This window comes from Microvirga aerophila (assembly GCF_003332305.1).
GTDB lineage: Bacteria > Pseudomonadota > Alphaproteobacteria > Rhizobiales > Beijerinckiaceae > Microvirga > Microvirga aerophila.
Window position 1 is genome coordinate 1 of sequence record NZ_QOIO01000047.1, and the last position, 23472, is coordinate 23472.

Annotated in this window: 21 protein-coding genes and 1 pseudogene; 11 read left to right on the forward strand and 11 right to left on the reverse strand. The window is 66.0% G+C overall.

Features of this window, described 5'->3' with window-relative positions; genetic code table 11:
* Positions 1–608 precede the first annotated feature (608 nt).
* Both DRB19_RS21560 and DRB19_RS21565 read right to left on the reverse strand, forming a co-directional pair.
* Positions 609–1160, reverse strand: a complete 552-nt coding sequence (locus DRB19_RS21560) for a pyridoxamine 5'-phosphate oxidase family protein (RefSeq protein ID WP_114188092.1) — start codon at positions 1158–1160, stop codon at positions 609–611.
* A 56-nt stretch (positions 1161–1216) separates the two neighbouring features.
* Positions 1217–1414 (reverse strand): hypothetical protein, encoded by a 198-nt coding sequence (locus DRB19_RS21565; RefSeq protein ID WP_114188093.1) that lies wholly within the window; start codon positions 1412–1414, stop codon positions 1217–1219.
* A gap of 264 nt (positions 1415–1678) precedes the next feature.
* Between DRB19_RS21565 and DRB19_RS21570 the strand changes: the two genes are divergently transcribed.
* The 4 genes and pseudogenes from DRB19_RS21570 to DRB19_RS21585 all read left to right on the forward strand — a co-directional run bounded on the left by DRB19_RS21570 (position 1679) and on the right by DRB19_RS21585 (position 4379).
* Positions 1679–1960, forward strand: coding sequence for a hypothetical protein (locus DRB19_RS21570; RefSeq protein WP_114188094.1), 282 nt, complete (start codon positions 1679–1681; stop codon positions 1958–1960).
* A gap of 44 nt (positions 1961–2004) precedes the next feature.
* Positions 2005–2988 carry a zinc-dependent alcohol dehydrogenase family protein gene (locus DRB19_RS21575; protein WP_114188095.1) on the forward strand — a complete coding sequence of 328 codons (984 nt, stop codon included), beginning with the start codon at positions 2005–2007 and terminating at the stop codon, positions 2986–2988.
* 64 nt (positions 2989–3052) lie between these two features.
* Positions 3053–3893, forward strand: a pseudogene (locus tag DRB19_RS21580) (universal stress protein).
* Between the two features lie 48 nt (positions 3894–3941).
* Positions 3942–4379, forward strand: a complete 438-nt coding sequence (locus DRB19_RS21585) for a universal stress protein (RefSeq protein WP_114188096.1) — start codon at positions 3942–3944, stop codon at positions 4377–4379.
* Positions 4380–4391: 12 nt separating this feature from the next.
* Here DRB19_RS21585 and DRB19_RS21590 read toward each other — a convergent pair whose 3' ends face one another.
* From DRB19_RS21590 to DRB19_RS21615, 6 genes are all read right to left on the reverse strand, one after another.
* A complete protein-coding gene (locus DRB19_RS21590) occupies positions 4392–4712 on the reverse strand; it encodes a c-type cytochrome (protein ID WP_170148937.1) in 321 nt (106 codons plus the stop codon).
* Positions 4709–5113 carry a hypothetical protein gene (locus tag DRB19_RS21595; protein WP_114188097.1) on the reverse strand — a complete coding sequence of 135 codons (405 nt, stop codon included), beginning with the start codon at positions 5111–5113 and terminating at the stop codon, positions 4709–4711. Before DRB19_RS21595 ends, DRB19_RS21590 begins: the two co-directional genes overlap by 4 nt.
* A 131-nt stretch (positions 5114–5244) precedes the next feature.
* On the reverse strand, positions 5245–6840 hold the full coding sequence (locus DRB19_RS21600) for an MBL fold metallo-hydrolase (RefSeq protein WP_114188130.1): 1596 nt from the start codon (positions 6838–6840) through the stop codon (positions 5245–5247).
* A gap of 136 nt (positions 6841–6976) precedes the next feature.
* Positions 6977–7558 carry an NAD(P)H-dependent oxidoreductase gene (locus tag DRB19_RS21605; RefSeq protein WP_114188098.1) on the reverse strand — a complete coding sequence of 194 codons (582 nt, stop codon included), beginning with the start codon at positions 7556–7558 and terminating at the stop codon, positions 6977–6979.
* The gene (locus tag DRB19_RS21610; RefSeq protein ID WP_114188099.1) at positions 7555–10149 is read right to left on the reverse strand and encodes a cation-translocating P-type ATPase; all 2595 of its coding nucleotides are present in this window, start codon (positions 10147–10149) and stop codon (positions 7555–7557) included. Before DRB19_RS21610 ends, DRB19_RS21605 begins: the two co-directional genes overlap by 4 nt.
* A 27-nt stretch (positions 10150–10176) precedes the next feature.
* On the reverse strand, positions 10177–11010 hold the full coding sequence (locus DRB19_RS21615; RefSeq protein ID WP_114188100.1) for a universal stress protein: 834 nt from the start codon (positions 11008–11010) through the stop codon (positions 10177–10179).
* 175 nt (positions 11011–11185) lie between these two features.
* Here DRB19_RS21615 and DRB19_RS21620 point away from each other — a divergent pair, with 175 nt between their 5' ends.
* Entirely contained in the window at positions 11186–13057 is a 1872-nt protein-coding gene (locus DRB19_RS21620) for a PHA/PHB synthase family protein (RefSeq protein WP_114188101.1), read from the forward strand.
* 26 nt (positions 13058–13083) lie between these two features.
* Here DRB19_RS21620 and DRB19_RS21625 read toward each other — a convergent pair whose 3' ends face one another.
* Together DRB19_RS21625 and DRB19_RS21630 are read right to left on the reverse strand one after the other, a co-directional pair.
* Positions 13084–14157 (reverse strand): NAD(P)-dependent alcohol dehydrogenase, encoded by a 1074-nt coding sequence (locus tag DRB19_RS21625; protein WP_114188102.1) that lies wholly within the window; start codon positions 14155–14157, stop codon positions 13084–13086.
* A 612-nt stretch (positions 14158–14769) separates the two neighbouring features.
* On the reverse strand, positions 14770–14949 hold the full coding sequence (locus DRB19_RS21630; RefSeq protein ID WP_114188103.1) for a hypothetical protein: 180 nt from the start codon (positions 14947–14949) through the stop codon (positions 14770–14772).
* Between the two features lie 604 nt (positions 14950–15553).
* Between DRB19_RS21630 and DRB19_RS21635 the strand changes: the two genes are divergently transcribed.
* A complete protein-coding gene (locus DRB19_RS21635; RefSeq protein WP_373867385.1) occupies positions 15554–16033 on the forward strand; it encodes a hypothetical protein in 480 nt (159 codons plus the stop codon).
* A 152-nt stretch (positions 16034–16185) separates the two neighbouring features.
* Positions 16186–16545: an HdeA/HdeB family chaperone gene (locus DRB19_RS21640; protein WP_114188104.1), complete on the forward strand. Its 360-nt coding sequence runs from the start codon at positions 16186–16188 to the stop codon at positions 16543–16545.
* Between the two features lie 145 nt (positions 16546–16690).
* Here the strand turns inward: DRB19_RS21640 and DRB19_RS21645 are convergent, their stop codons facing one another.
* The gene (locus DRB19_RS21645) at positions 16691–16933 is read right to left on the reverse strand and encodes a hypothetical protein (protein WP_170148938.1); all 243 of its coding nucleotides are present in this window, start codon (positions 16931–16933) and stop codon (positions 16691–16693) included.
* Between the two features lie 145 nt (positions 16934–17078).
* On the opposite strand from DRB19_RS21645, the gene DRB19_RS21650 reads away from it, so the two are divergent.
* The 4 genes from DRB19_RS21650 (at position 17079) to DRB19_RS21670 (ending at position 23462) form a co-directional block, all read left to right on the forward strand.
* Positions 17079–18914: a tetratricopeptide repeat protein gene (locus DRB19_RS21650; RefSeq protein ID WP_114188131.1), complete on the forward strand. Its 1836-nt coding sequence runs from the start codon at positions 17079–17081 to the stop codon at positions 18912–18914.
* A 274-nt stretch (positions 18915–19188) separates the two neighbouring features.
* Entirely contained in the window at positions 19189–21474 is a 2286-nt protein-coding gene (locus tag DRB19_RS31245) for a DUF3604 domain-containing protein (RefSeq protein WP_245439733.1), read from the forward strand.
* Between the two features lie 81 nt (positions 21475–21555).
* Complete coding sequence (locus DRB19_RS21665; protein WP_147021923.1) at positions 21556–22443, forward strand: peptidyl-prolyl cis-trans isomerase; 888 nt, start codon at positions 21556–21558, stop codon at positions 22441–22443.
* Entirely contained in the window at positions 22440–23462 is a 1023-nt protein-coding gene (locus DRB19_RS21670; RefSeq protein ID WP_114188107.1) for a HupE/UreJ family protein, read from the forward strand. The genes DRB19_RS21665 and DRB19_RS21670 overlap by 4 nt, the downstream gene beginning before the upstream one ends.
* Positions 23463–23472: the final 10 nt, after the last annotated feature.

A 23472-nucleotide genomic window follows, 5' to 3' on the forward strand; every position in this document is an offset into this window, starting at 1 on the left:
GCCCGCGGCCTCAGGTTCCGATCACCTTCACCCCAGCCGTTAAGAAGTGAGAGCCGGGCACCCAGCGGCTCAACCGGAAGAGTTTTTCAACAGCATCGGTCAGGCACGGTAGTTCCTGTGCTCTTCAGGAACGTCCGGTATTCGCTGCCTATTCGCTGCCAGAGCTGACACTCGGTTTACTTCCGAGAAGTGCCAAGACCCGACCTTTACGAACTCACCAGTCCGCAGCGATTCATTATCCGACAGGCTGTTCTAACGGGAACGTCCCACTTTCGAAGGACATCGCTTGCGGCTATTACTTCGAAGGCTTCACGACCGCCCACATGCCAATTAACCCTGCTCAATGGATTGAGGCGCCTTCGTCACCCTGTTCATGGGCTATCACCGGACAGACTCGTTGGTCCGGTGCAGGGTGCGCCCGACTTTCTCGCGGAGGTGCATGAGACCCGGGGAACCGTGATCCTGTGGCTCGCGGGTCTGCACACCCTGATCGCCTGTTGACACCAGTTCGTCCTTCGGGACGGCACTTTGGGGCGCAGGAGCCCGGTCTAGGGAGGGCTTGCGCTCCCAGGATCGGAAGCGCTCTGGCCCTCATGGCCAAACGGATCCTATCGGGTGGTCATCCGCGTCCAAGCGGGCGGATCGCTGGCCGGGAAGGATTCCTCGTCGGCCTCCTCGACGATGTCCAGGACGTCCTCCGGGGCATCGGCAACGCTGACCAGATCGGTGTGCCCGAAGCCTTTGGAGTAGTCGAGCACCGAGATCACGGTCGGCGTCACGCGGAAGATGCGGACCTCCTCCGGGCCTGGCATCGGCCCCGGCAGGGAGGTCTGCTCGGGATAGTTCCGCACGAGCATCCTCATCACCCTGCCTGCCTCGGCCATGTCGATCACTGCCCGCGTATGTCCTGCCATGAATAGGCCGCTGATCGCCATGATGTCCGACGTGTCGTGGTCAATCGTCAGGGACACCCGGTCATCCCGCGCGAGATTCTTCGCCTTCTGGCTATCCAGGCCGCACAGGAAGTAGAGGGTGAGGCCCTCGCTGGCGTAGCCGACGGTGGTCGCCTGAGGCCAGCCGTCGGGCCTGAGGGTAGCCACCGTCATGATCCGATGCTGCTCCAGCAGCGTCAGGATCTTCCGTCTGATTTCCTCGTCCATCTCCCGCCTCCATGATGGTGCGCAATCCAACGCGGACGGAATTGATAGGAGGTCGACTATCGGGACCTCTGCAAGCCGTTGAGCCGAGCCGTCCAGTTGGATGGCCAGAAGGCCAGTACGCCCACGATGAGTGTGAGCAGCAGGAGTGCTACCATTACCTGGATGATCCCGAAGTTGGGCGCGTCCTCAGCGACAACCCAGCCTGTTACGGCACCGGCGGCGATCATCAAGAGACGGACGATCCAGGAGATCATGTCCTCCTCCGTCGGCTGAAGGCTGCACAGGATCCGTCTGGTCCCGCCTTCTATGAGACTGACTCAGTATAGCACCTATTCGTTTGCCCGGTTTGATTCAGATCAAGGCAGGCTCAAGCGACGCTGCTCACCATTGCGCTGTCTCGTTCGCGTTCAAGCGTCGCCGGCCGCCAAGCTGCCTCAGGTTCACCGAATTGTTCTGCTTAACCTAGGTTAGTAGCTCAGGCGGACGCTCTAACAACCAGAACATCAGCGGAGGAAGCCATGCCGACAGATGTGCAGCACCTGCGCTTCCAGGAACCATCGCACACGGATCGAGTGTATTCACCCGACATTCTACCCCGGCTCCAGTCGCTCCTGGCCGACCTGGCGGACATCGACTTAACCTATGAGAAGGCGCACACAGCCATCGAACGCGGCCTCGGCGAGGAGAGCCTCAGGCGCAGGACGATCGCCCAGCTTTGGCAAGATCATCAGGACCGCCGCGCACCCTACGTAGCGGCGCTTGAGGAGCTACAGGCGCAGGTCAGGGACTGCTTCGAGTAACCAGGCGCGGCCCTGAGACTGCGGGATGAGAAGAGGTCTGGTCCATGAAGGGGATGGTCCTCCACGAGGTGCGCACGCCCCTTCGACTTGAAGAGCGGCCCCTGCCCTCACCGGGCCCAGGCGAGATCCGCTTGGTGGTCGAAGCCTGTGCGGTCTGCCGCACCGACCTTCACGTGGTGGAAGGTGATCTCGCAAATTCCAGTCTGCCGGTTGTTCCCGGCCATGAGATCGTCGGGAGGATCGATGCGCTCGGCGGCGGCGTGACAGGCTTGCGCAACGGCGAGCGTGTCGGCGTTCCCTGGCTCGGCCACACCTGCGGTCATTGTCCCTACTGCACCTCCGGACGTGAGAACCTCTGCGACGAGCCGCTGTTCACGGGCTATACCCGGGATGGGGGCTTCGCGTCCCATGCAGTCGCCGACGCAGCCTACGCCTTCCCCTTGCCGGATGATGGCAATCCCGTTGCCCTGGCCCCGCTCCTCTGTGCTGGGCTGATCGGCTGGCGTTCGCTGGTGGCCGCGGGTCCCGGTGAGAGGATCGGCATCTACGGGTTCGGAGCAGCGGCTCACATCATCACCCAGGTCTGTACCTGGCAGGAACGGCATGTCTTCGCCTTCGCGCGCCCGGGCGACGTCGCCGCCCAGGATTTCGCGCGGTCACTCGGCGCTGCCTGGGCCGGGGGTTCCGATCAGGAGCCTCCCGAACGTCTCGACGCGGCGATCATCTTCGCGCCCGTGGGCGAGCTAGTGCCCTTGGCGCTCCGTGCCGTGCGAAAGGGTGGCCGCGTCGTCTGCGGCGGCATCCACATGAGCGACATCCCGCAGTTCCCCTATCGGCTTCTCTGGGAGGAGCGACAGGTCGTCTCCGTCGCCAACCTGACCCGCCAGGACGCCGTGGATTTCCTGGCGATCGCCCCCAAGGCGCGGATCAGGACGCAGACCGTCTGCTATCCCCTAGAGGCCGCCAACGAGGCCTTGGACGACCTGCGGTCGGGACGGCTCCAAGGGGCCGCGGTCCTGGTCCCCTGATGCAGGGTGGGAACAGAAGTCATTGCGTCCAGAAGCCGAATCATAGGTTCAGAGGGAGGAATCCATGCTGCAGAACATTCGCAGCATCCTGATTGGGATCACGGGAGAAGGCGAAGCCGAGGAACGCTCGTCCGCCCTGGCCTACGGGCTTTCGCTCGCCCGGCAGGCGGACGCCCATGTGACCGTCCAAGCTGCCTCCCTGAAGCTCACCCTGACCCATGCCTTCATCAGCGCCTTCGCCGAAGGGCTGGTGGCCGCCGAGAACCGCCGGCTGGATGCGCTTGCGCGCGGCCGCCGACTCGTCCCAGCGGGCCGCCGCCGCATCGGGAGTTACCTGCACCACGCAGGCGCCGCAGCTTGCCTATCCGGCCCTCATCAGGAGCTTCAGCTCCCTTGCCCGCGCCCATGACCTGACGGTCCTGGACGCGGAGCCGATTGCCCTGGCTGTCGACCGCGGACTGATCGAGGCCGTGCTCATGGACAGCGGGCGGCCTCTCGTCGTCGTGCCACAGGGTCGCGAAGCTTTCGCGGCAGAGAGGATCGTCGTGGCGTGGGACGGCAGCGCCAAGGCGGCGCGTGCCCTCAACGACGCCCTGCCGATCCTGCGGGCCGCCACTCAGGTCGAGCTGGTGAGCGTCACGGGCGAGAAGGACCTGGAGCACACGGTGCCCGGTGCGGAGATCGCACCGCATCTCACCCGTCACGGCGTCACGGTGGATGTCCTGGCCCTGCCGGCCATGGATGGGGATGTGGCCGAGACCTTGCGCAACCATGCCCACCTGACGCGGGCCGACATGATCGTCATGGGCGCCTACGTCCATTCACGCCTGCGCGAAATGGTGCTCGGCGGCACGACGCAGTCCCTGCTCAGGAACGCCCCGGTGCCCCTGTTTCTATCCTACTGACCGTAGAGGCCCGGCATTCACGCACGCTCTTCACCAAGGGAGGTCCGCATGTACAAGAACATCCTGATTGCCACCGACGGCTCGTCCCTGGCGAACCGTGCCGTCGAACACGGCGTCAACCTCGCCAAGTCGCTCGGTGCCAATGTCCTGCTCCTGACGGTCACCGAGCGCTTCCATGTCTTCGCGCTCGAGGCCGATCAGTTGGAGGAAACATCGGACTCGTTCAGGGAGCACATGCGGAAACAGGCCGAGCGCACCCTGTCGGAAGCGTCCGAGATCGCGCACAACCTGGGGGTCGAGGCCACAACGCTTCAGATGGAGGACGACGCACCCTATCGGGCGATCATCCGCATGGCCGAGGATCACGTCTGCAACCTGATCGTCATGGCTTCGCATGGACGCGGCGGGATCTCGGCTCTCCTTCTCGGGAGCGAGACCATGAAGGTGCTCGCCCACTCGAACATTCCGGTCCTGGTCGTGCGGTGACGACGCCAGGTCCTACCACTGTATGGAATCCAGGTAGGCGATCAGGTCGTTGATCTGCGCCGGATCGAGCTGGAACTGCGGCATGGAGGGATGGCCCGTCGTGATCCCTTCGGCGAAGGCCTCCGCCAGGTCCTCGACGGGATAGCGCGTGTGCAGGGTCCGGAAGGGTGGCGCCTCCGGAATGGGGCTTTCGCCGACACGGCCGATCGCATGGCATTGGGAACAGTTCATCTGTGCGAACGTGAACCCCCGCTGCACCCGTCCGGACTGGGCCATGGCAGCCGACGAGGCGCATGCGAGAACAAGGCAGAGGAGAGCGAGCCGCCGCATCATCGATGCTCTCCTGCCATACCGAGTTCCGCCGGCGTCACCGAGACGACCTGGAACGTGTAGGGCTCGCCGTCATCGTCCTCGATGGTGACGTATTCGCCCTCAATGAAACGATGCTGATGCAGGTGATAGCCCGCTTCTTCGTCGCCAGGCCGATCCTGGTTGTAGTCGATCATCCAGGTCGCTCCACCAGCCCCGCCTGGCCGATGGACCAGAACACCCTGGCGTTCGCCCTCGTCGGCCCAGAAGCGCCTGACCCGGCAGTGATTCCGTCTCGCTCCCCATTCGTCCTGATCGAGGCGCCCCTCTGCATCGAGCGGCGCGGTGATCTCATAGCCGTAACGGGAACTTCCTTCGGGAAACCGCTTGCTGCGGGCGAGGTGCAGCGTGATGTGATGGAGCATCGGTCCCTCCCGGGTATAGCCGCGGCTCAAGCAGGTCATGCCATTGTGGCAAAGCGTAGGAGCCAGCCCGCCTCGCCGCCTTGATCCTGATCAACATAGAACTGCCCGCGGATCGTAAAGCCGGTTCGAGGCTATTCGCGCGCTCCATCCTTCAGGGCATCCCTGATGCGCCGGATGATGACCCCTTTCGCCTTCCTGCCGGCTGCCGCCTCCAGGGCGTCGTTGATCTCGAGAAGCAGTTCCGCGTAGTCGTTGTGCCAGTCCCGGTGCCCGGCGCTTGCGCCCGGCAGACGCTCCGCATGGCGCTCGATCCGGACCGCCTGGTCGCCCGCCAGATCGTAGACATCGTCGATCTCCGGGATGATCGCGCCGGGCACGCGGTCGAGATCGGCGAGGGACCCGTGCAGCACCTTAAGGGGCGGATCCTCCCCATGCACGAGGAAGACCCCGCGTCGGACCGGAAGGCGCTCGGCAAGCCAGGCCCTCAACTCAGGCCCGTCCGCATGCCCCGAGTAGAGATCGAGCGTCCGCATACGGGCACGCACCCTCACCTCCTCGCCGTGGATCCGGACCTTCGAGGCGCCGTCCTGAAGGATCCGCCCGAGCGTTCCCTGTGCCTGGAAGCCGACGAAGAGAAGGGTGGCCTCGTCCCGCCAGAGCCAAGCCTTCAGGTGATGCCGAATGCGGCCCGCCTCGCACATGCCGCTGGCCGCGATGATGATGTGGAAGCTGTGGATGCGGTCGATCGCTTTGCTCTGCTCGACGCTCTCCGTGAATCGGACCCACCGGGACTCGAGCGCCTGGACCAGGTCCGATCCGTTCCTGAGTTCGTCGGCATGCCGCTTGAAGATCGCGCTGGCCTTTGAGGCCAGAGGTGAGTCGATGAAGATCGGGATGTCGGGCAGTTCGCCCGCTTCCATCAATTCCATGAGATCGACGAGAAGCTCCTGCGTTCGCTCCACCGCGAACGATGGAATGAGCAACACCCCACTTGGATGCATCGCCGTACGGACCTCGTCGCGCAACATCCGTCGGCGGCGCTCGATGGTGGTGCCGTCACGATCCGTATCGCCATAGGTGGATTCGAGGACGACGTAATCGAGATCGCGCGGACTGTCAGGATCGGGCTGGAGGAGCTTGTGATCGGGTCCAACATCGCCGGAGAACAGAAGGCGCGTCGGCTTCCCGTCGCCGCCGTGCGTCACCTCAAACTCGATGGAAGCCGAGCCTAGAAGATGACCCGCGTTCCAGTAGCGGGCCCGCACACCGCGGACGACCTCCTGCCATTGGCCGTAAGCCACGGGCCGGAACTGCCTGAGGGATGCGACGGCGTCCTCTTCCGTGTAGATGGGAGACACCGTCTCCCGCCCGCGGCGGCTGTTGCGGCGGTTGAGCTGGTTGACCTCCATCTCCTGGATGTAGCCGGAGTCCGGAAGCATGATGGAGGCCAGATCGGCCGTTCCGGCCGTCGCGTAGACCGGGCCATCGAAGCCGGCCTTCACGAGTTTCGGCACGAGGCCGCTGTGGTCGATGTGCGCGTGGGTGAGGCAGAGTGCGTCGATCCCTGCGGCGCGGAAGGGGAAGTGCTGATAGTTGAGCTCCCTCTCCTCCTTCGACCCCTGAAACATGCCGCAATCGACCAGGACGCGGGCCGCGTCCGTCTCGAGCAGGAAGCAGGAGCCCGTCACGGTTCGGGCAGCGCCGTGGAAGTGGAGGCGAAGCGACAAGGTTCTCTCCCGGGCTTGACCGTCGAGCGGAAGGATCGCACCTTCGTACACCGCGGTCGAGCCGTCGCGTTTGATCCCGGTCAAGCCCTTGGGACAAGGTGAGACCGTTCCCGGGCCTTACAAGGCCAGCATGGCGTTATCGAGCCCTCTTGCCGAGGCTGCGCATGGTGCCGAGCCACGCTGCCCGTTTGCCGTCGCCCATGGCCTCGATCATGCCGATCAGCGTGTGCCGGTTTGAGCCGATGCCGACCAGGGACAGGATGCTGCGCTTGAGGCTCTTGAGGCTGTGCGCTCCGAAGTACCAGCGATACGCGAAGGCCGGCATGCCCATGGTGATCACGATCCGCGATGACCTGCCCTTGAGCAGACTCTTCCAACTCGCCCCTTCCCGACCGCCCGTCATGAATGCGGGGCGCAGGGCCTGCTCCAGGAAACCCTTGAGGAGGGCGGGCATGCCTCCCAGCCACAGAGGATAGATGATGACGAGGTGCTCGGCCCACGCCAGCGTACGCTGGGCCTCTGCGATGACGGCTGGCGGCGGGACCTCGTCCCAGTCGGCTTTCGAGCGCAACAGCGGGAAGTCCAGGTCTGCGACGGTGATGAACCGGACCTGATGGCTGCCCGCGAAGGCCCCTTCGGCATAGGCCTCTGCCAGTGCATGACAGAAATGCCCGGCACCGGATGTGGGATGACCCTGGATGATGGCGATGCGCATCATGCTGTTGTCCGTTGCGCATTGCGTGGCGTCAATGCCGCCCGGAGCCGCTTGGCGAGCCCGAACCAGCCGCCCGCCAATACCGCAATGGTCAGGGCTGCCGCCAGCCATGACAGGCTCGGCGGCGAGAGGCGAAGGATGGCGGCCAGCGGTGGGACATAAAGGATCGTGGCAACGAGAACGGCAGCCCCGGCTCCGATTCCCCAAAACACGCGTCTCCTGCTGTCGAAGAAGGAGGTTCCCGGCTCGGCCGCGTCGGAGAAGGCGAGGACCAGATTGGCGACCACCAGGGCCACGAACGCAGATGCCCGCGCCTGCATCTCGGGGGCGCCGGCATTCAGTGCCCACACGTAAAGCCCGAGGACGGCACCGAGAACGACGGCTCCCTGGATGAACCCGAGCCCAATCTGGGAAGTGCCGAAGAGCGGCTCACTCGAGGGACGCGGCGGCCTCTCCATTGCGTGCCGTTCACTCGGCTCGCCCTCAAAGGCGAGCGAGCAGACCGGGTCGATGACGAGTTCCAGCAGGATCACGTGCATCGGGTACAGGATCGGCGGCAGGCCCATGATGAGGGGCAGCAGGGCCAGCCCGGCGATCGGCACGTGGACCGCCGTCACGTAAATCAGCGCCTTGCGCAGGTTCGTGAAGATGCGCCGCCCGAGCCGCACGCCGCCGATGATCGAGACGAACCGATCATCGAGAAGGACGAGGTCCGCCGCCTCCCGGGCCACATCCGTGCCCCGCTGCCCCATGGCGATGCCGATGTGGCCGGCCTCGAGAGCCGGCGCGTCGTTGACGCCATCCCCGGTCATGGCGACGATCTCGCCGTTGGCTTTCAGCGCCTCGATCAGGGCAAGCTTCTGCTCCGGCATGATGCGCGCGAAGACCCGGATCCGCCGGACCCGCTCGCGCAGGCCTTCCGCGTCGAGTTCGGCGATCTCCCGTCCGGTGAGCACGCCGGCACCCGTATCGATCCCGGCATGGCGAGCGATCTCCAGGGCCGTGGCTGGGTAGTCGCCCGTGATCATCGCAACAGTGATCCCGGCCCGTGTCGCCTCGGCGATGGCCTGGGGAACATCGGGCCGCACTGGATCCGCGAAGCCTACGAGGCCTTCAAAGGCGAACGCTAGATCCTCGGGAGCCGACGCACGGTTCCTGTCCTCGCGCGCCGATGCCACGCCGAGCACCCGCAGGCCGCGGCTCGCCAGTCCCGCGACCACGGCGTCCGTCACGGCCCGTTCGTCATCGCTCATGCGGCAGAGACGGAAAACCGCCTCCGGCGCGCCTTTCGCGGCATACAGAACGCCCGACGGGTCCGGCCAGACCTGGATGAACGCCAGAAGCTCGGGACGGAGCGGATAGCTGCGAAGCGGGGCCCCAGCCCTGTCCGTCTCGCCGGGCAGCCACTCCGCCACCGCGTGGACGGCGCGGTCCATCGGGTCGACGGGACGGATGGCCGAAGCCAAAGCGGCCACCCGAAGCGTCTGCTCCATGGATTCGGGCAGCCTGATGCCGCCCTCAAGCTCCTGAACCCTGCCGGCCCGCCAGATCGTGGTGAGAGCCATCCGGTTCTCGGTCAGCGTCCCGGTCTTGTCGACGCACAGGAACGTGGCTGCGCCGAGGGTCTCGATCACCGCGGCGCGGCGCACCAGCACCTTGTGCCGGGCGAGGCGGAAGGACCCGAGCGCCATAAAGATCGCCAGCACCATCGGGAACTCTTCCGGCAGGAGCGCGATGGCCAGCGTGATGCCGGACAACGCACCGCCGATCCAGTCGTCCCGCAGCACGCCGTACGCCACGGCGACGATGGCGCAGAACGCGAGCGCGAGGATGCCGAGTCTGGCGATGAGAGCGCCGGTCGTCTTCTGGAGCAGCGTCGGCTCGTCCTCGATGGTGACCAGGGAGGCGCCGATGCGTCCCAGCCGCGTCGAGGCGCCGGTGCGGACGACGTGGATCATGCCTTGCCCGCGCACGTTCAGGGTCCCGGCAAACAGGTACGGGGTGTCATCTCCCCCAGGCTCCGGGTCGGCGGCTCCGTCCGTCCCGGTCGGCGCAGGAAGTTTGGACACGGGCACGGACTCGCCCGTGAGGGCGGACTCGTCGACCGTCAGTGCGTCGCCCGCGATCAGGAGACCATCGGCAGGCAGACGCTCCCCTTCTCCGACGAGGACGAGATCGCCCGGCACCACCTCGCGCGCCGGGACGCGCCGCTCGGTCCCACCGCGGATCACCCGGGCGAAGGGCTCGGCCAGCTCGCGCAGGGCTGCAAGAGCCCGCTCGCTCCTTGCCTCTTGCAGCACCACCAGACCGATCGTCACGACGGCCCCGGCCGTCATGAACAGGCCTTCCCCGATGTCGCCGACCACCAGGTAGAGCCCGGCCGCAGCCAGCAGAAGCAGGAACATCGGCTCGCGCAGGATGCCGCGGACAATGTCGATCAAGCCGCGGGAGCGCGTCCCCGCGATCGCATTGGGTCCATGGCGCGCGAGGCGGTGCTGCGCCTCGGCCTCGTCGAGGCCCGTCAATCCCGCAGGTGCGACCGTCGCGGTATCCGCGTCATGGCCACTCGGTGCGGTCTGCGCATGAACGGCCATGTCCGCTCCCGGCTGGAAGGATCCGCCTCAATGGGCCACCAGGACCGGACTTTCCGATGCGGTCAACATGTCCCGCGTCGCGCCGCCGAACACCTGCTCTCTCAGGCGGGTGTGGCCATAGGCGCCCATGAGGACGAGGTCCGCGGAAATGCGGCGCGCCTCCTCGAGGATGACGTCGGCGACGGAGCGATCCCGGCTGTCAGCGGTGACGACCTCCGTGACGACATTGTGGTGGGCGAGATGGGCCTTCACCTCCGCGTAGAGCTCCGTATCCGCCGGAGGATCCACGACCAGGACGACTACTCGAGCCGCCTGCTCGATGAAGTCTAGCCCCTCGCGTAGGGCGCGGGCTGCCTCGCGACTGCCGTTCCAGGCGACCAGCACGGTTTGGATCGGCCCCTGCCGGCGGCGACCGGGCGGCACGAGCAGGAGCGCGCGCCCACTGCCGAATAGCACCGCCTCCACCAAGTCCGGCCAAACCGCTGTCTCGGCCCCGCCATAGGGCCGCGTGGCGATGAAGAGGTCGGCGCAACGGGCCTGGTCGACGACCTTCCCGGACAACGCACCGAACGTCTCGTCGAACCGGCGCAGCTCGCTCGGCACCTGAAGGCCGGCAAGCCGCTCCGTCAGCCGCCTGGCCGTGGCATCACCGTCCTTCAGGGCTTGGTCCTGTAGCTCGGTCAGAACCTGGATCGCGGCCGCTCCGCCATCCATGGGCATGGCGACCGTGAGGTCAGGAAGTTGGTTGGTGAAGAGCCCGATCAGATGAGCCCGCCCAGCCGTCGCGAGGGCCTGCCCGTGTTCCAGCCGGATCTCGTCTTCGCGACTTCCATCGAGATGCACCATGATGTCCTTGATCATCGCTCTCTCCCTCTGCGTTCCCGGACACAGCCGTCGTGCCGAAGCGACTATCGATCATCATGTGGTCGAAATCGGGGTGGATGCTTTGATCTGACGCAATTCGCCTGAGATCGCTCGGATTTAATGTCGAGTGATCCACCGACCTCAGCACGCGGGGTTAAGCCCGGAGGCTGCAATGCCGTCCCATACGACTGGTGCTCTCACGGGCGGTCGCGCTCGGCAAGCCCAAGCCGCCCCACTTCCTAAGCGAAGGCCGGATCGGCTTCCTGTCCGAACCGTGCCTTCACCGCCCCTTCAGTCCCAACCGTCCGATGACGCCGAACTCCATCGGATCCGGGACGCTCTCGACCATGCCGCCCACGCAGGTCTGGCGCGCCTTACGGGTGGACTGTCACCGGCTGCCGTCTTCGATGCCTACATGGACTGGGCCGTCAATCTCGCCATCTCGCCGGGCAAGCAGGTTGAACTCGCGGCGAAGGCAGCCCGCAAATGGGCGCGGCTGGCGCAGTTCGCCTTACGCTCCGCCACTGGCGGAGGCACATGCGAGCCTTGCATCGAGCCGTTGCCCCAGGACAGACGCTTTGCCGAAGCCGAGTGGCAGCAATGGCCTTTCAATCTCATTCAGCAGGGCTTCCTGCTCCAGCAGCAATGGTGGGACAACGCGACGACCGGGATCGACGGCGTCACCAAGCAGCATCAGGCCGTGGTCGAGTTCATCTCGCGCCAGATCCTCGACATGGCATCACCCTCGAACTTCCTCCTGACCAACCCGGTCGTGCAGCGGCGCATCCTGGAAACGGGCGGCCAGAACCTCGTGCTGGGCTTCCGCAACTTCCTCGATGATTGGGAGCGGATCGTCCGCTCGAAGTCTCCCGCAGGCGTGGAGACCTTTCAGGTGGGTCGGGATGTGGCCGTCACGCCGGGCAAGGTGATCTACCGCAACCGTCTCATCGAGCTGATCCAGTATGCGCCAACGACGGATAAGGTCCGGCCGGAACCCATTCTGATCGTGCCCGCCTGGATCATGAAGTATTACATCCTCGACCTGTCTCGTGAGAACTCGCTCGTCCGCTACCTCACGGACCAGGGCTTCACGGTGTTCATCATCTCTTGGAAGAACCCGACCGCAGAAGATCGGGATCTCGGCATGGACGATTACCGGACGCTTGGGGTGATGGCGGCGCTGGATGCCGTGATCGCGGTCATTCCCGATCAGAAGGTTCATGCGGTCGGCTACTGCCTTGGCGGCACGCTCCTCTCCATCGCAGCCGCCGCGATGGCACGCGACGGGGACAAGCGCCTAGCGACCCTATCCCTGCTTGCTGCGCAGGCCGACTTCCGGGAGGCCGGAGAGCTCACCTTGTTCATCAACGAGAGTCAGGTCCACTTCCTTGAGGACCTGATGCGCAGCCAGGGCTATCTCGACACCCGGCAGATGGCCGGGGCTTTCCAGCTCCTGCGCTCGAACGACCTGATCTGGTCGAGGCTCGTCCGGCATTACCTCATGGGCGAGAGGACGCCCCTGAACGATCTCATGGCCTGGAATGCCGATGCAACCCGCATGCCTTACCGCATGCATGCGGACTACCTGAGACAGCTTTTCCTCGACAACGACCTCGCCGAAGGACGTTTCCAGGTCGACGGCCGTTCCATCGCCATCAGCGACATCCGGGCACCGATCTTTGCAGTCGGGGCCGAGCGCGATCACGTGGCGCCCTGGCGCTCCGCCTTCAAGATCCATCTGCTCGCCGATACCGATGTGACATTCCTTCTCACGACAGGCGGACACAATGCCGGCATCGTTGCCGGACCGGACAATTCGAAGGGAAGCTTCCAGGTATTGACAAGATCCGCGGCGGGCCACTTTCTGGATCCCGACACATGGACCAGGATCGCACCCCGCTTCGAGGGCTCCTGGTGGCGCGAATGGACCCGTTGGCTGTCCTCCCATTCCGGAGAGTTCACGGATCCGCCCTCCATCGGAGCACCGGCACAGGGGTACGCTGGTCTGGGTGATGCACCCGGCACCTACGTGATGCAGGCCTGATCGGAACCCGTGGCATCTCCCCAAGCCTATGGGGTGACCGCCACCTTCAGCACGCCATCGCGCTGATGGCCGAACAACTCGTACGCCTCCTCGATCTGGTCGAGTTTGAAGCGATGCGTCACAAGCGGACGCGTATCGACGCGTCCTGACGCAATCACTTCCATCAGGCGGCGCATGCGCTCTTTGCCACCCGGGCAAAGCGTCGTTCGGATTGTGTGGTCACCCAGCCCGGCCAGGAAGCCGTCGAGCGGGATTCTGAGATCGCCCGAATAGACTCCTAGCGAAGACAGCGTACCGCCAGGACGCAGCACCCGCAGCGACGCCTCGAAGGTCTCCTGCCGTCCGAGCGCCTCGATGGAGACGTCGACGCCCCGTCCGTCCGTGAGGCGCCGGATCTCCTCGACCGGATCGGCCTCCGTGAAGTCGACCACGTGATCCGCGCCTATGCGGCGTGCCATCTCCATGCGAGCGGGCACGCTCTCGACCGCGATGATGGAGGTGGCGCCCATCAGCCGGGCGCCGGCCGTGGCGCACAGGCCGATTGGGCCTTGTGCAAAGACCGCCACAGTGTCGCCGATGCGGATGCGCCCACTCTCCGCGCTGGAGAAGCCCGTCGACATGATGTCCGGACACATCAGCACCTGCTCGTCCGAGAGTCCGTCCGGCACGGGGGCAAGGTTCGCCATGGCATCGGGAACGAGCACGTACTCGGCTTGGCAGCCGTCGATGGTGTTGCCGAAGCGCCAGCCGCCCAGCGGCTTCCACCCGTGCTTGGTGCCGGCCCCATCCTGGGAATGGCAGCCGCACAGGCAGGCCGCGCTGTGCCCGCTCGGCGTGATCGCACCAGCGATGACCCTCTGGCCTTCCCGATAGCCCTGCACGGCCGAGCCGAGCTTCTCGATCACGCCGACAGGCTCGTGGCCGATGGTCAGGCCACGAGCGACCGGATACTCACCCTTGAGGATGTGGACATCCGTTCCGCAGATCGTGGTGGTGGTGATGCGCACGAGCGCGCCGAGTGGACCGATATCCGGGATCGGCTTCTCATCCAGGACGATGCGACCCGGCTCCACGAAGATGGCGGCCTTCATCTTGGGCATGGCAGTCCTCCGGCTGGTTCATACGGAGCGTGTCGGCCTATCGGTGCACGATGCCGAACATGGCCTAGCTTTCGATGGCCGGCATTGACGCGGATCAAATCAAGTCGAGGAGTCTCGCCGTGGCGCAAGGCCGTCCTTGATGTGATAGGCACGCGCCGACCATTGACTCGGGCTGGCCTTCATCCGGATCTCATGTCGTTGGCCCGGCCCGCCAAATCGGTGGCCTGCTGTCCCGCTCCGGAAGGGCAGCACAACGCGGACTGAATGTTCGGATCCTGCCCTTCCGCCATGGGTAACCCGACGCGAAAGCGCCCAGTCCGCAGCACCGATGATAGTCCTCGATCGGCCGTCTTGGAACCGAGATTCCATCGACCGGCCACAATACATGCGCAATATTGGGATGACGTCGCCGCCCGGCACGGGTGCTCCGTCCCATGGTTGCCAGCATCGGCCCAAGACGCATGCATGGGGAGTAAGTTACTGTAGTTTACGGGGAGAGGCGCCTCATGCGCCCGCGGACAACGGACCGATCCATGCTCGGCGAAAGCAACGGCACTGTCAGTGCCTTGCCGCAGGCGCAGTCGCCGCCTGCGGCAGATTGAGCGAGGCAGACTATTCAGGGCCGCCGACGTCACCAGGCAGATCCGGCATCGCGACCATCGACCCGCGCGGGATCGGGTTGTCGGTGAGCTCAGCCTCGACGTAATTGGGCGGTTGGCTGCCCGAAGGGCCCGACACGCAACCGGAGACCAGGGCCGACAGGATCAGGAAAAATGGCAGTCTAACGAGCATCGTCTTCTCCTCTGCGGATTCAGGACGGGAACGAGGGATCACGTGCCGAGGCGATCGGTGCCGAGGAAACGCGGGCCTGACGAAATCGGCCATGGGCGTCACCGCGTTCCGTTCCGGATCCTTGCTCCTGCGGTAGACCCCGACATTCGACGCAGCGCGTGCCGGGCGGGGTCGGGTGGCGCAGATGCGCCGTCCCGCAGCAGCCATCATCGGTGGAGAGGCCGCGGAATGGAAGTAACTTACTGTATGTGCGGGTGGGACAGCTCTGCGGGGACGTGTTTCGGGCGCCCTCGATCCTGGCGCCGACCGTGATCGCCACTCTGTAAACTACACGATGCTACAGGCGGACCGTCGCGCTCGCCTGCTAACGTCCTGCCCGGATCCGCACCGTTTCCACGCCACGCGTGGCCTGCGGCAGTTTCCGATCCAAACGTCCCTGGGCCGCAATGCGACGGAGTTGCCCCGAGGCCCGCGCACAGGAGAGATCACCATGAGGAGAGCATCATCGCCAGCCATTCGCGTGGCCGCCGTCCTGGCGGTCCTGTGTGCGGGCGCGCAGGCCCAGGACGCCATCCGGTAACCGGGTCAGAAGCAGATCGGCAAGGTGAAGCCGGAGGTCGAGCCGGCCCTGATCGTCATAAATTCCGCAGGAGCGACGCTCGAGGCAAACAAGCTTGTTCTCACGGGCGTCGCTCCCAACTTCATCATCTTCGCTGACCGTCCTGTGCGCGCGGCGGGCCACGCCCTGACGGCCCACCTCCTCGAGGAGTGGGCGGTCGGTTCCGACAGCTTCGCCAAGGATCCGCCGAACGCGACCGTGTCAGTGTTCGACAAGGCCGACTCCGCGGTGAAGGACGCTGTTGTCACCTTAAAGAACCCGAAGATGGAAGGCAGCCAACTCACCTTCGACGTGGCGGTGCTGGAAGGCGATCTCGGCAATGCCGACGGTCCCGTCTCGGTGTTCATCGACATCATCGGCATGCCGTTCACGCCGCTGTCGTTCGCCGGCATGGCCCGCCGGACCGCCTATCGGGGTGCGTTCTACGCCGGAGCGGCTGCTGCCACGGCCAGGGCCTACGGCTAATACCATCCGTACGCACCGCCTCCCTACGCTTACCCGCCCTATCCCTATCGCCCCTACTAGGGACACCAAGGCGTTGGCCGCCCGGCAGCCTTCGCCGAACGGATCCAGTCCGGCTTCACCTTCCGCCCCTCACCGTCAAAGGAGACTACCCCGTGAAAAGACATGCCCTCTTCGCCGTTGCGTTTCTTGCGTCCGTCACCGGCGCCGTGGCCCAGAGTCCTGCGCCACTGAGCAGCTACGCCGATGCCGACGGCTTCCTCGACGTTCAGGCGCTCACCTGTGCCCAGCTCGCCGGCACGTACCAGGAGGACGCCGACCTGCTCACGACGTGGTACAGCGGCTGGAACAACGGCCTTGCGCAGAAGCACTTCATCAACCTGCCGCGCGCGAAGGAGGTGGAGCACGAGGTCATCGTCTATTGCAAGGCCAACCCGCGCGTCAAAATCATCGAAGCGATGGGGCTTTTCTTCGACAGGATGCGGAAGGAGAGAGGCATCGTCCTGTCGAAATGAGGGACAGGAGCCGATGACCTTCAGGCGGGCCGGTGCCCGCCTTTCTTTTTGGGTGCCTTACCCGACGGCTCGTCCAGGGTCCACTGTCCTGAGCCAAACCGACGTGAAGGCCCGGCAGGCAGGTGTGCGCCTTTGCAGAGGCCTCCTACTTGTTGCGGTCCAGCTCGGCCTCAATCTCGACCGCGAGGTCCCGCACCAGTTCGCGGTATTCGGCGCAGCGCGCCTCCCTCACGGATGAGGACGATCGCTCCCAATGCACGAGGGCTGCCTGTGCCGCGGCGAAATCCTCGTACAGCGACTGAAAGCCTTCGTCTGTCCTCGCCAGCTCCTCGATGGCATGGCCCCGGTCCGGGAAGCCTGCGATGGCGGCCTGGACGGCGTAATGCATGGCGTGACCCCGTGGCCGGGTTCGGACAGCGCGGTGGCGCTGTCTCATGATTGTCAGCATCGGCCCGTACCGTGCGCCTGGGGAGTATGTTACTGTAGGTTACGGGGAGAGGCGTCTCGTGCGCCCGCGGATTACGGACCGAATCATGCTCGGTGAAGGCGACGGCACTGTCGGTGCCTCGCCGGAGGCGCAGTCGCCGCCTGCGGCGGAGGACGTACGCGCCCAGCTCGACCGCCTCCTTGCCAGCCCCGACCTCGACGCGCCTGCGCGGGCGCGCAAGTTCCTGCGCTATGTCGTCGAGGAGACGCTCGCCGGCCGCGCGGAGCGCATCAAGGCTTATGCCATCGGCACGGAGGTGTTCGAGCGCAGCGCGGACTTCGATGCCCAGAACGACCCAGCCGTGCGCATTGAGGCAGGACGGCTGCGCCGGGCGCTGGAGCGCTACTATCTCTCCGATGGCCTGTCGGACCCGGTCGTCATCACCATCCCCAAGGGGGCCTATATCCCGCACTTCGCCTGGCACACGCCGCCCGCTGAGGACTCCGCTCCTGTCCCTGGCACCGTGGTGCCTGTGCCTCAGGTCGATTCGCCGCGACGGCGGCGGACACCCTGGCTCGTCGCGGCTGCCGTCGCGGTTGCCTTCCTTGCGTTCCTTGTCGGGCTGATCCTGTGGAGCCCGTGGCGCGACGGCGCGTCTGACACGCCCCACACATCGGCCCCTCTGCCTCCCAGCGGGCCGACCCTCGTCGTGATGCCGTTTGCGGCTCTGGGCGAGTCTCCGGCGGCCAAGACTTACGCAGACGGCCTGACGGAGGAGGTCCTGAGCCAGTTCGCCCGCTTCAAGGATATCACAGTCCTCGGGCGGGAGACGTCGCGCAGCATCCCGCCGGGTGCGGATGTCGCCCGCATCCGCCGCGACCTCGGCGTCCGCTACGTGCTCGAGGGCAGCATCCGGGCCGCGGCCCACCGCCTGCGCATCACGGGTCGGCTCCTCGATGCACAGACCAGCGCTGTCCTCTGGTCGCAGACCTACGACGAGGACCTGCAGATCCGCGACCTCTTCACGATCCAAGACGATGTCGCGCGCAAGGTCGCGACTGCGGTGGCGCAGCCCTACGGCATTATCCAACGGTCATACCAGACCCGGACCGGGGCTCGCCCGCCCGGCGACCCGGAAGCCTATGCGTGCACGCTGCGGTTCTACGATTACCGGGCCGCGCTGTCGGAGGAGAGCCATGCCGCGATCCGGACATGCCTCGAGCGGGCTGTGGCGCTCCATCCGGATTATGCGACCGCTTGGGCAATGCTGTCCGTCCTGTATCTCGACGAGGACCGGTTCGGGTTCAATCTAAGGGCAGGGTCAAACTCCCCGATCCAACGCTCGCTCGAGGCCGCGCGCCGCGCGATCCGCCTCGACCCGCAGAACGTGCGCTCGCTCCAGGCCCTGATGATGGCGCTGTTCTTTGCCCAGCAGCCCGCTGAGGCGCTAGCGGTCGGCGAGCGGGCGGTGGCGCTGAACCCGAATGACACCGAGCTTCTCGGCGAGTTCGGGACCCGGCTGGGCCAGGCGGGCGCCTGGCAACGCGGCGCCGAGCTGCTGGAGCAGGCGCTCGCCCGCAATCCGGGCCATTCCGGCTACTACAGCGGGACGCTGGCGGTGTACGCCTACATGCAGCATGACTACGCGCGCGCCGAAAGCCTGATCCGGCAGGCGGCACTGGAGAAGTTCCCGCTCTACCATTTCGTCGCCGCGGTCATCTACGCCCAACTCGGCAAGGGGTCGGAAGCCACCGAGGCCCGCGACCAGTTCCTGCGCATGCGCCCGACCATCTTCGAGAACTGGGACGACGAGATGGCCAAGCGCAACTACCGGCCGGAGGACACCGCTCATTTCGCCGAGGGAGCGCGCAAGGCCGGCTTTCCGGTGCCGGCCCGGACCGCCGCGGAAACGGCTCTTCAGGCGGCCTCTCACCAGCGCTGACCGCCACCACTACTACGTAAACTACAGGTGCTACAGGCGCGAACGCTTCGCCGTTGCTAGCGTCCGGGCAGTGTGCACCCGAAAGCAGTCCCGAAACAGCGCCCCCAAAGCCCCCCACGCCGAATGCCACTGTAGCCGGACAGGCATCCGGCGCACGGCACGGCCGTTCAGGCCTCGGGGGTGCTCCAGTCGCGGAAACGCAATGGAGGACAACATGCAGACCCGTACCCTGAAACTTCGTGAAGCGCTGCTCGGCGGCGTCGCCCTCGGCCTGATGACAGCATCGGCACTGGCCCAGGCCAATCCCGAGCGCGAGGCCTTCTTCGGCGAAACCCACGTCCACACCGGCTGGTCCTTCGACGCCTACATCTTCGGCAACACCATGACCGGGCCAGCGGAGGCCTACGCCTACGCAACCGGCGAGCCGATCCGGCATCCGCTGGGCTACACCATTAAGATCGATACGCCGCTCGACTGGATGGGCGTCACGGACCACTCCGAGTACGTCGGCACCGTGCGGCTGGCGAACGATCCGAGCTCCCCGATCAGCAAGCTGCCGATTGCCGAGAAGCTGAAGGTCCGCACCAAGGCCGATATCCAGAGGGTCTATCTTTGGCTCGGCACCAGCATGATCGACAACAAGCCGGTCAAGGAGCTCCTCGTCCCCGAGATCGCCGGCACGGTGTGGAAGGAGAACAACGCCATCGCCGACCGCTACAACAAGCCGGGCACGTTCACGGCGTTCTGCGCCTACGAATGGACCTCGACGCCGAACAACCGGAACATGCACCGCAACGTCTTCTTCAAGGACTGCGCCAAGGTCCCGCCGATGCCGTTCAGCTCCATCGACTCCACGAACCCGGAGGATCTCTGGGCCTGGATGGACGGCCAGCGTAAGGCCCGCAACGAGCTTCTGGCGATCTCGCACAACGCGAACCTGAGCGACGGACACATGTTCCCGACCGAGGTCGACGAGAAGGGCCGGCCCATCGACGCCGCCTGGGCCGAGTCGCGCCTGCGCAACGAGCGCCTGTCCGAGATCAAGCAGATCAAGGGACAGTCCGAGACCCATCCGTTCCTGTTTCCGAACGACGAGTTCGCCAACTTCGAGGTGCTGACCTACCTGCTCGGCGATCCAGCCGGCCGCATCCCGCACATCCCCGGCAGCTACATCCGCCAGGCCTACAAGGACGGTCTCTCGATGCAGGGCGCCCGGGGCTACAACCCGTACAAGTTCGGCCTCGTCGGCGGCTCGGATTCGCACAACACCGGAGTGCCCTACCGGCAGGACAACTTCTTCGGCGGCCATGCCAAGAACGACGGCACGGCGCAGGTCCGTCTGGGCAACGTCTTCGCGGGCCTCGACACGAAGTTCGAGAACCCGGCCGGGCTGACCGGCATCTGGGCCGAGGAGAACACGCGGGCATCGCTGTTCGAGGCCATGCAGCGCAAGGAGACCTTCGCCACCAGCGGGCCGCGCATCAAGCTGCGCTTCTTCGGCGGCTACGACCTCGCCTCCGACATGCAGCGCGACCGCGACTGGGTGAAGGCCGCCTATGCGAGGGCCGTACCGATGGGCGGGGACCTGCCGCCGATCACGGCCGGCAGGCCGACCTTTGCCGTCTGGGCGGTGAAGGACCCGACCTCAGGCAACCTCGACCGGGTTCAGATCGTCAAGGGCTGGTCCAAGAACGGCCAGAGCTTCGAGAAGGTGTTCGACGTGATCTGGTCCGGCGAGCGGACGGTGAGCGAGGTCGACGGGCAACTGCCGCCCGTCGGCAACACGGTCGACGTCGCCGCCATCGAGCCCCGCCCGCAGGGAACCTCTGTCGAGGCGCGCGTCGAACGGATCGCCGAGGATGTCCGCACGCGCGGCGACGAGCGCGCGCCAGCCGGCAGCGTCGGCGAAGGGATGAACCTGGGCTACCGGAATTCCATCGGGGCGGTTGAGCTCAAGACGGTGTGGACCGATCCCGAGTTCGAGCCGGGCGTGGATGCGTTCTACTACGCCCGGGTGCTGGAGATCCCGACGCCGCGCTGGACGACGATCCAGGCCCGCCAGCTCGGCCAGCAGCCGCCGGCCAACGTCGCCGCGACGCTGCAGGAGCGCGCCTGGAGCTCGCCGATCTGGTACACGCCAAGCGCCGAGGTCCGCAAGAGTGCTTCCCAAGGCCAGACGGTGACCGACCTGGTGCAGCGTGGGGCGAAGGCCCTGACGGACGACGAGATCAAGGCGCTGATCGTCAGCAAGACGCTGAACGTGCGCAACACCGTGACCGGGCAGACCTTTACGATCATCTATGCGGCCTCGGGCCGGCGGCTAATCACCGGGATCGACGGGGTCGCGCCCGAACCGGGCGAGATCGGCGACGTCCTGCACAGCGGCGAGATCGGCGCGCCCGCGGGCTACGAGATCAAGGGCGGCAAGATCATCACCACGCTGATGAACTCGCCCTATGAGGTCGCCGTCTACCAGCTCGGGAACAAGTACTATGGCGCACGCAGCAACGAGTTCGGCTTCGCGAACTACGAGATGGACGTCAGCCCGACAACGCCCTGAGCGGAATCACGCAGCGCGCCGGCGACTTCGCGCCGGTCGGCAGGTTCCAAGTCGAAATCCTGATTGCCCGAGGATGTGACCATGATGGAAGCAGCAAAAGAGCAGATCCCGCCCCGGTGGACCCGCCGATGGCTTCGCGATCCCCTGTTCCACTTCATGCTTGCCGGCGTCGCGCTGTTCGGGTTCTACCGAGTGCTCAACCCCTCGGCCGACGCTCCGAAAGAGGGCCGGATCGTGCTGACGCAGGACGACCTGCGCCCGATGACGGTGGCCTGGATGGCGCAGGGACGGCCGGCTCCCGCGCCCGAACAGGTGGCAAGCCTCGTCGAGGCTAAGGTACGCGAGGAGATCCTGTACCGGGAGGCCCTGGCCCTTGGCCTCGACCGCGATGACACCATCGTCAAGCGCCGGCTGGCGCAGAAGATGGACTTCCTCGCCGAGGACGCCGCAGCCCTGCGGGAACCGACGCGACAGGAGCTTGAGACGTGGTTCCGGGAGCATTCCGATTCCTTCGCCTCGACGCCCCGGGTCTCGTTCACGCACGTCTATTTCTCCGCCGACCGCCACGGCGAGGGCACCAGGGAGGTGGCGGCCAAAGCCCTCGAGACGATGCCGGCCCGATCCCGGCAGTCCACGGCAGGGCTGGGCGATCCGTTCATGTTCCAGGACTTCTACGGCGACCGCTCACCGACGCAGCTTGCCGGCGTCTTCGGCCCGGCCTTTGCCAAGGCGCTGTTCGAGGTCAAGCCGGGTACCTGGCAGGGGCCGATCGCGTCGGGCTACGGCTGGCATCTCGTGTTCGTCGGCGCGATGACACCGTCCCGCGTTCCCGCCTTCGAGGAGGTCGAGGGCGAGGTCAGGGCGGAGTGGACCGCCGAGCAACGCGCCCGCTCCAAGCAGACCGCGTTCGAGACGATGCGGGCGCGCTACACCGTCATCCTGCCGGATGATGGGGAGGCCAAGCCATGAGCACCGGATCCGCATGGCGGCCCCTGGCGGCCCTTCTGATCGGCCTGTGGGCTGTCCTGGCGGGCGTGGTTCCTGCGTCCGCCCATGACGCACGGCCGGCCTATCTCGAGATCACCGAGACGGCACCCGGACGCTACGCGGTGCTGTGGCGCACGCCGCTCCTCTCCGGACTGCCGCTGCCGGTGCGGCTGGGCTTTGCGGAGGGCATCCGCAACGTGACGGAGTCGGCCCGACGCGAGCTGCCCGATTCGGTGATCGAGCGCCGGCTCGTCGCGGCCGACGGCGGTCTCGGCGGCAAGCGGATCGCGTTCGTCGGCCTCCAGGGCACCATCGCGGATGTCCTCGTCCGCATCCAGGCCCTCGACGGCACCCATGCGACGACGCTCGTGCGACCGTCGCGGCCGTGGCTGGATGTCGAGGTCCGGCAGGGGCCGTTCGGGGTGGCGGCGGCCTATCTCGTGCATGGGATCGAGCACATCCTGTTCGGCTTCGACCACCTGCTGTTCGTGCTGGCGCTCGTCCTCATCGTCAGGGATCTGCGGGTGCTTCTCTGGACGGTAACCGCGTTCACGCTCGCGCACTCGATCACGCTGTCGCTGGCGACCCTCGGCTACGTGGATGTGCCGGGCCCGCCGGTCGAGGCCACCATCGCGCTCAGCATCCTCCTTCTCGCCTACGAGATCGTCCGCGCCGGGAGGGGCGAGCCGAGCCTCACGGCCCGCTGGCCATGGCTGGTGGCGTTCTCCTTCGGCCTGCTGCACGGGTTCGGTTTTGCGGGCGCGCTGACGGATCTCGGACTCCCGCAGGGCGACATTCCGCTGGCCCTGTTCTCGTTCAACCTCGGGGTGGAGCTCGGCCAACTGGCCTTCATCGCGGTGGTTCTGGGCGCCATCGCCCTCGCCCGCCGACTGCCGCTCCCGACGGCAGTCGGACGATACGCGCTGCCATGTGCGACCTACGCGATCGGCGGGCTGGCGGCTTTCTGGTTCGTCGAGCGGGTCGCTGGCTTCTGGACCTAAGAGGAAATGA

Excerpts from the sequence above, each read along its gene's own strand:
- DRB19_RS21650 (WP_114188131.1), top strand. The coding sequence starts at position 17,079 with ATGCTCGGTGAAGGCGACGGCACTGTCGGTGCCTCGCCGGAGGCGCAG.
- DRB19_RS21575 (WP_114188095.1), top strand. The coding sequence starts at position 2,005 with ATGAAGGGGATGGTCCTCCACGAGGTGCGCACGCCCCTTCGACTTGAA.
- DRB19_RS21570 (WP_114188094.1), top strand. The coding sequence starts at position 1,679 with ATGCCGACAGATGTGCAGCACCTGCGCTTCCAGGAACCATCGCACACG.
- DRB19_RS21560 (WP_114188092.1), bottom strand. The coding sequence starts at position 1,160 with ATGGACGAGGAAATCAGACGGAAGATCCTGACGCTGCTGGAGCAGCAT.
- DRB19_RS21625 (WP_114188102.1), bottom strand. The coding sequence starts at position 14,157 with ATGCCCAAGATGAAGGCCGCCATCTTCGTGGAGCCGGGTCGCATCGTC.
- DRB19_RS21610 (WP_114188099.1), bottom strand. The coding sequence starts at position 10,149 with ATGGCCGTTCATGCGCAGACCGCACCGAGTGGCCATGACGCGGATACC.
- DRB19_RS21645 (WP_170148938.1), bottom strand. The coding sequence starts at position 16,933 with ATGCATTACGCCGTCCAGGCCGCCATCGCAGGCTTCCCGGACCGGGGC.
- DRB19_RS21595 (WP_114188097.1), bottom strand. The coding sequence starts at position 5,113 with ATGCTCCATCACATCACGCTGCACCTCGCCCGCAGCAAGCGGTTTCCC.
- DRB19_RS21670 (WP_114188107.1), top strand. The coding sequence starts at position 22,440 with ATGAGCACCGGATCCGCATGGCGGCCCCTGGCGGCCCTTCTGATCGGC.
- DRB19_RS21665 (WP_147021923.1), top strand. The coding sequence starts at position 21,556 with ATGATGGAAGCAGCAAAAGAGCAGATCCCGCCCCGGTGGACCCGCCGA.
- DRB19_RS21620 (WP_114188101.1), top strand. The coding sequence starts at position 11,186 with ATGCCGTCCCATACGACTGGTGCTCTCACGGGCGGTCGCGCTCGGCAA.
- DRB19_RS21615 (WP_114188100.1), bottom strand. The coding sequence starts at position 11,010 with ATGATCAAGGACATCATGGTGCATCTCGATGGAAGTCGCGAAGACGAG.
- DRB19_RS21605 (WP_114188098.1), bottom strand. The coding sequence starts at position 7,558 with ATGATGCGCATCGCCATCATCCAGGGTCATCCCACATCCGGTGCCGGG.
- DRB19_RS21630 (WP_114188103.1), bottom strand. The coding sequence starts at position 14,949 with ATGCTCGTTAGACTGCCATTTTTCCTGATCCTGTCGGCCCTGGTCTCC.
- DRB19_RS31245 (WP_245439733.1), top strand. The coding sequence starts at position 19,189 with ATGACAGCATCGGCACTGGCCCAGGCCAATCCCGAGCGCGAGGCCTTC.
- DRB19_RS21565 (WP_114188093.1), bottom strand. The coding sequence starts at position 1,414 with ATGATCTCCTGGATCGTCCGTCTCTTGATGATCGCCGCCGGTGCCGTA.
- DRB19_RS21585 (WP_114188096.1), top strand. The coding sequence starts at position 3,942 with ATGTACAAGAACATCCTGATTGCCACCGACGGCTCGTCCCTGGCGAAC.
- DRB19_RS21590 (WP_170148937.1), bottom strand. The coding sequence starts at position 4,712 with ATGATGCGGCGGCTCGCTCTCCTCTGCCTTGTTCTCGCATGCGCCTCG.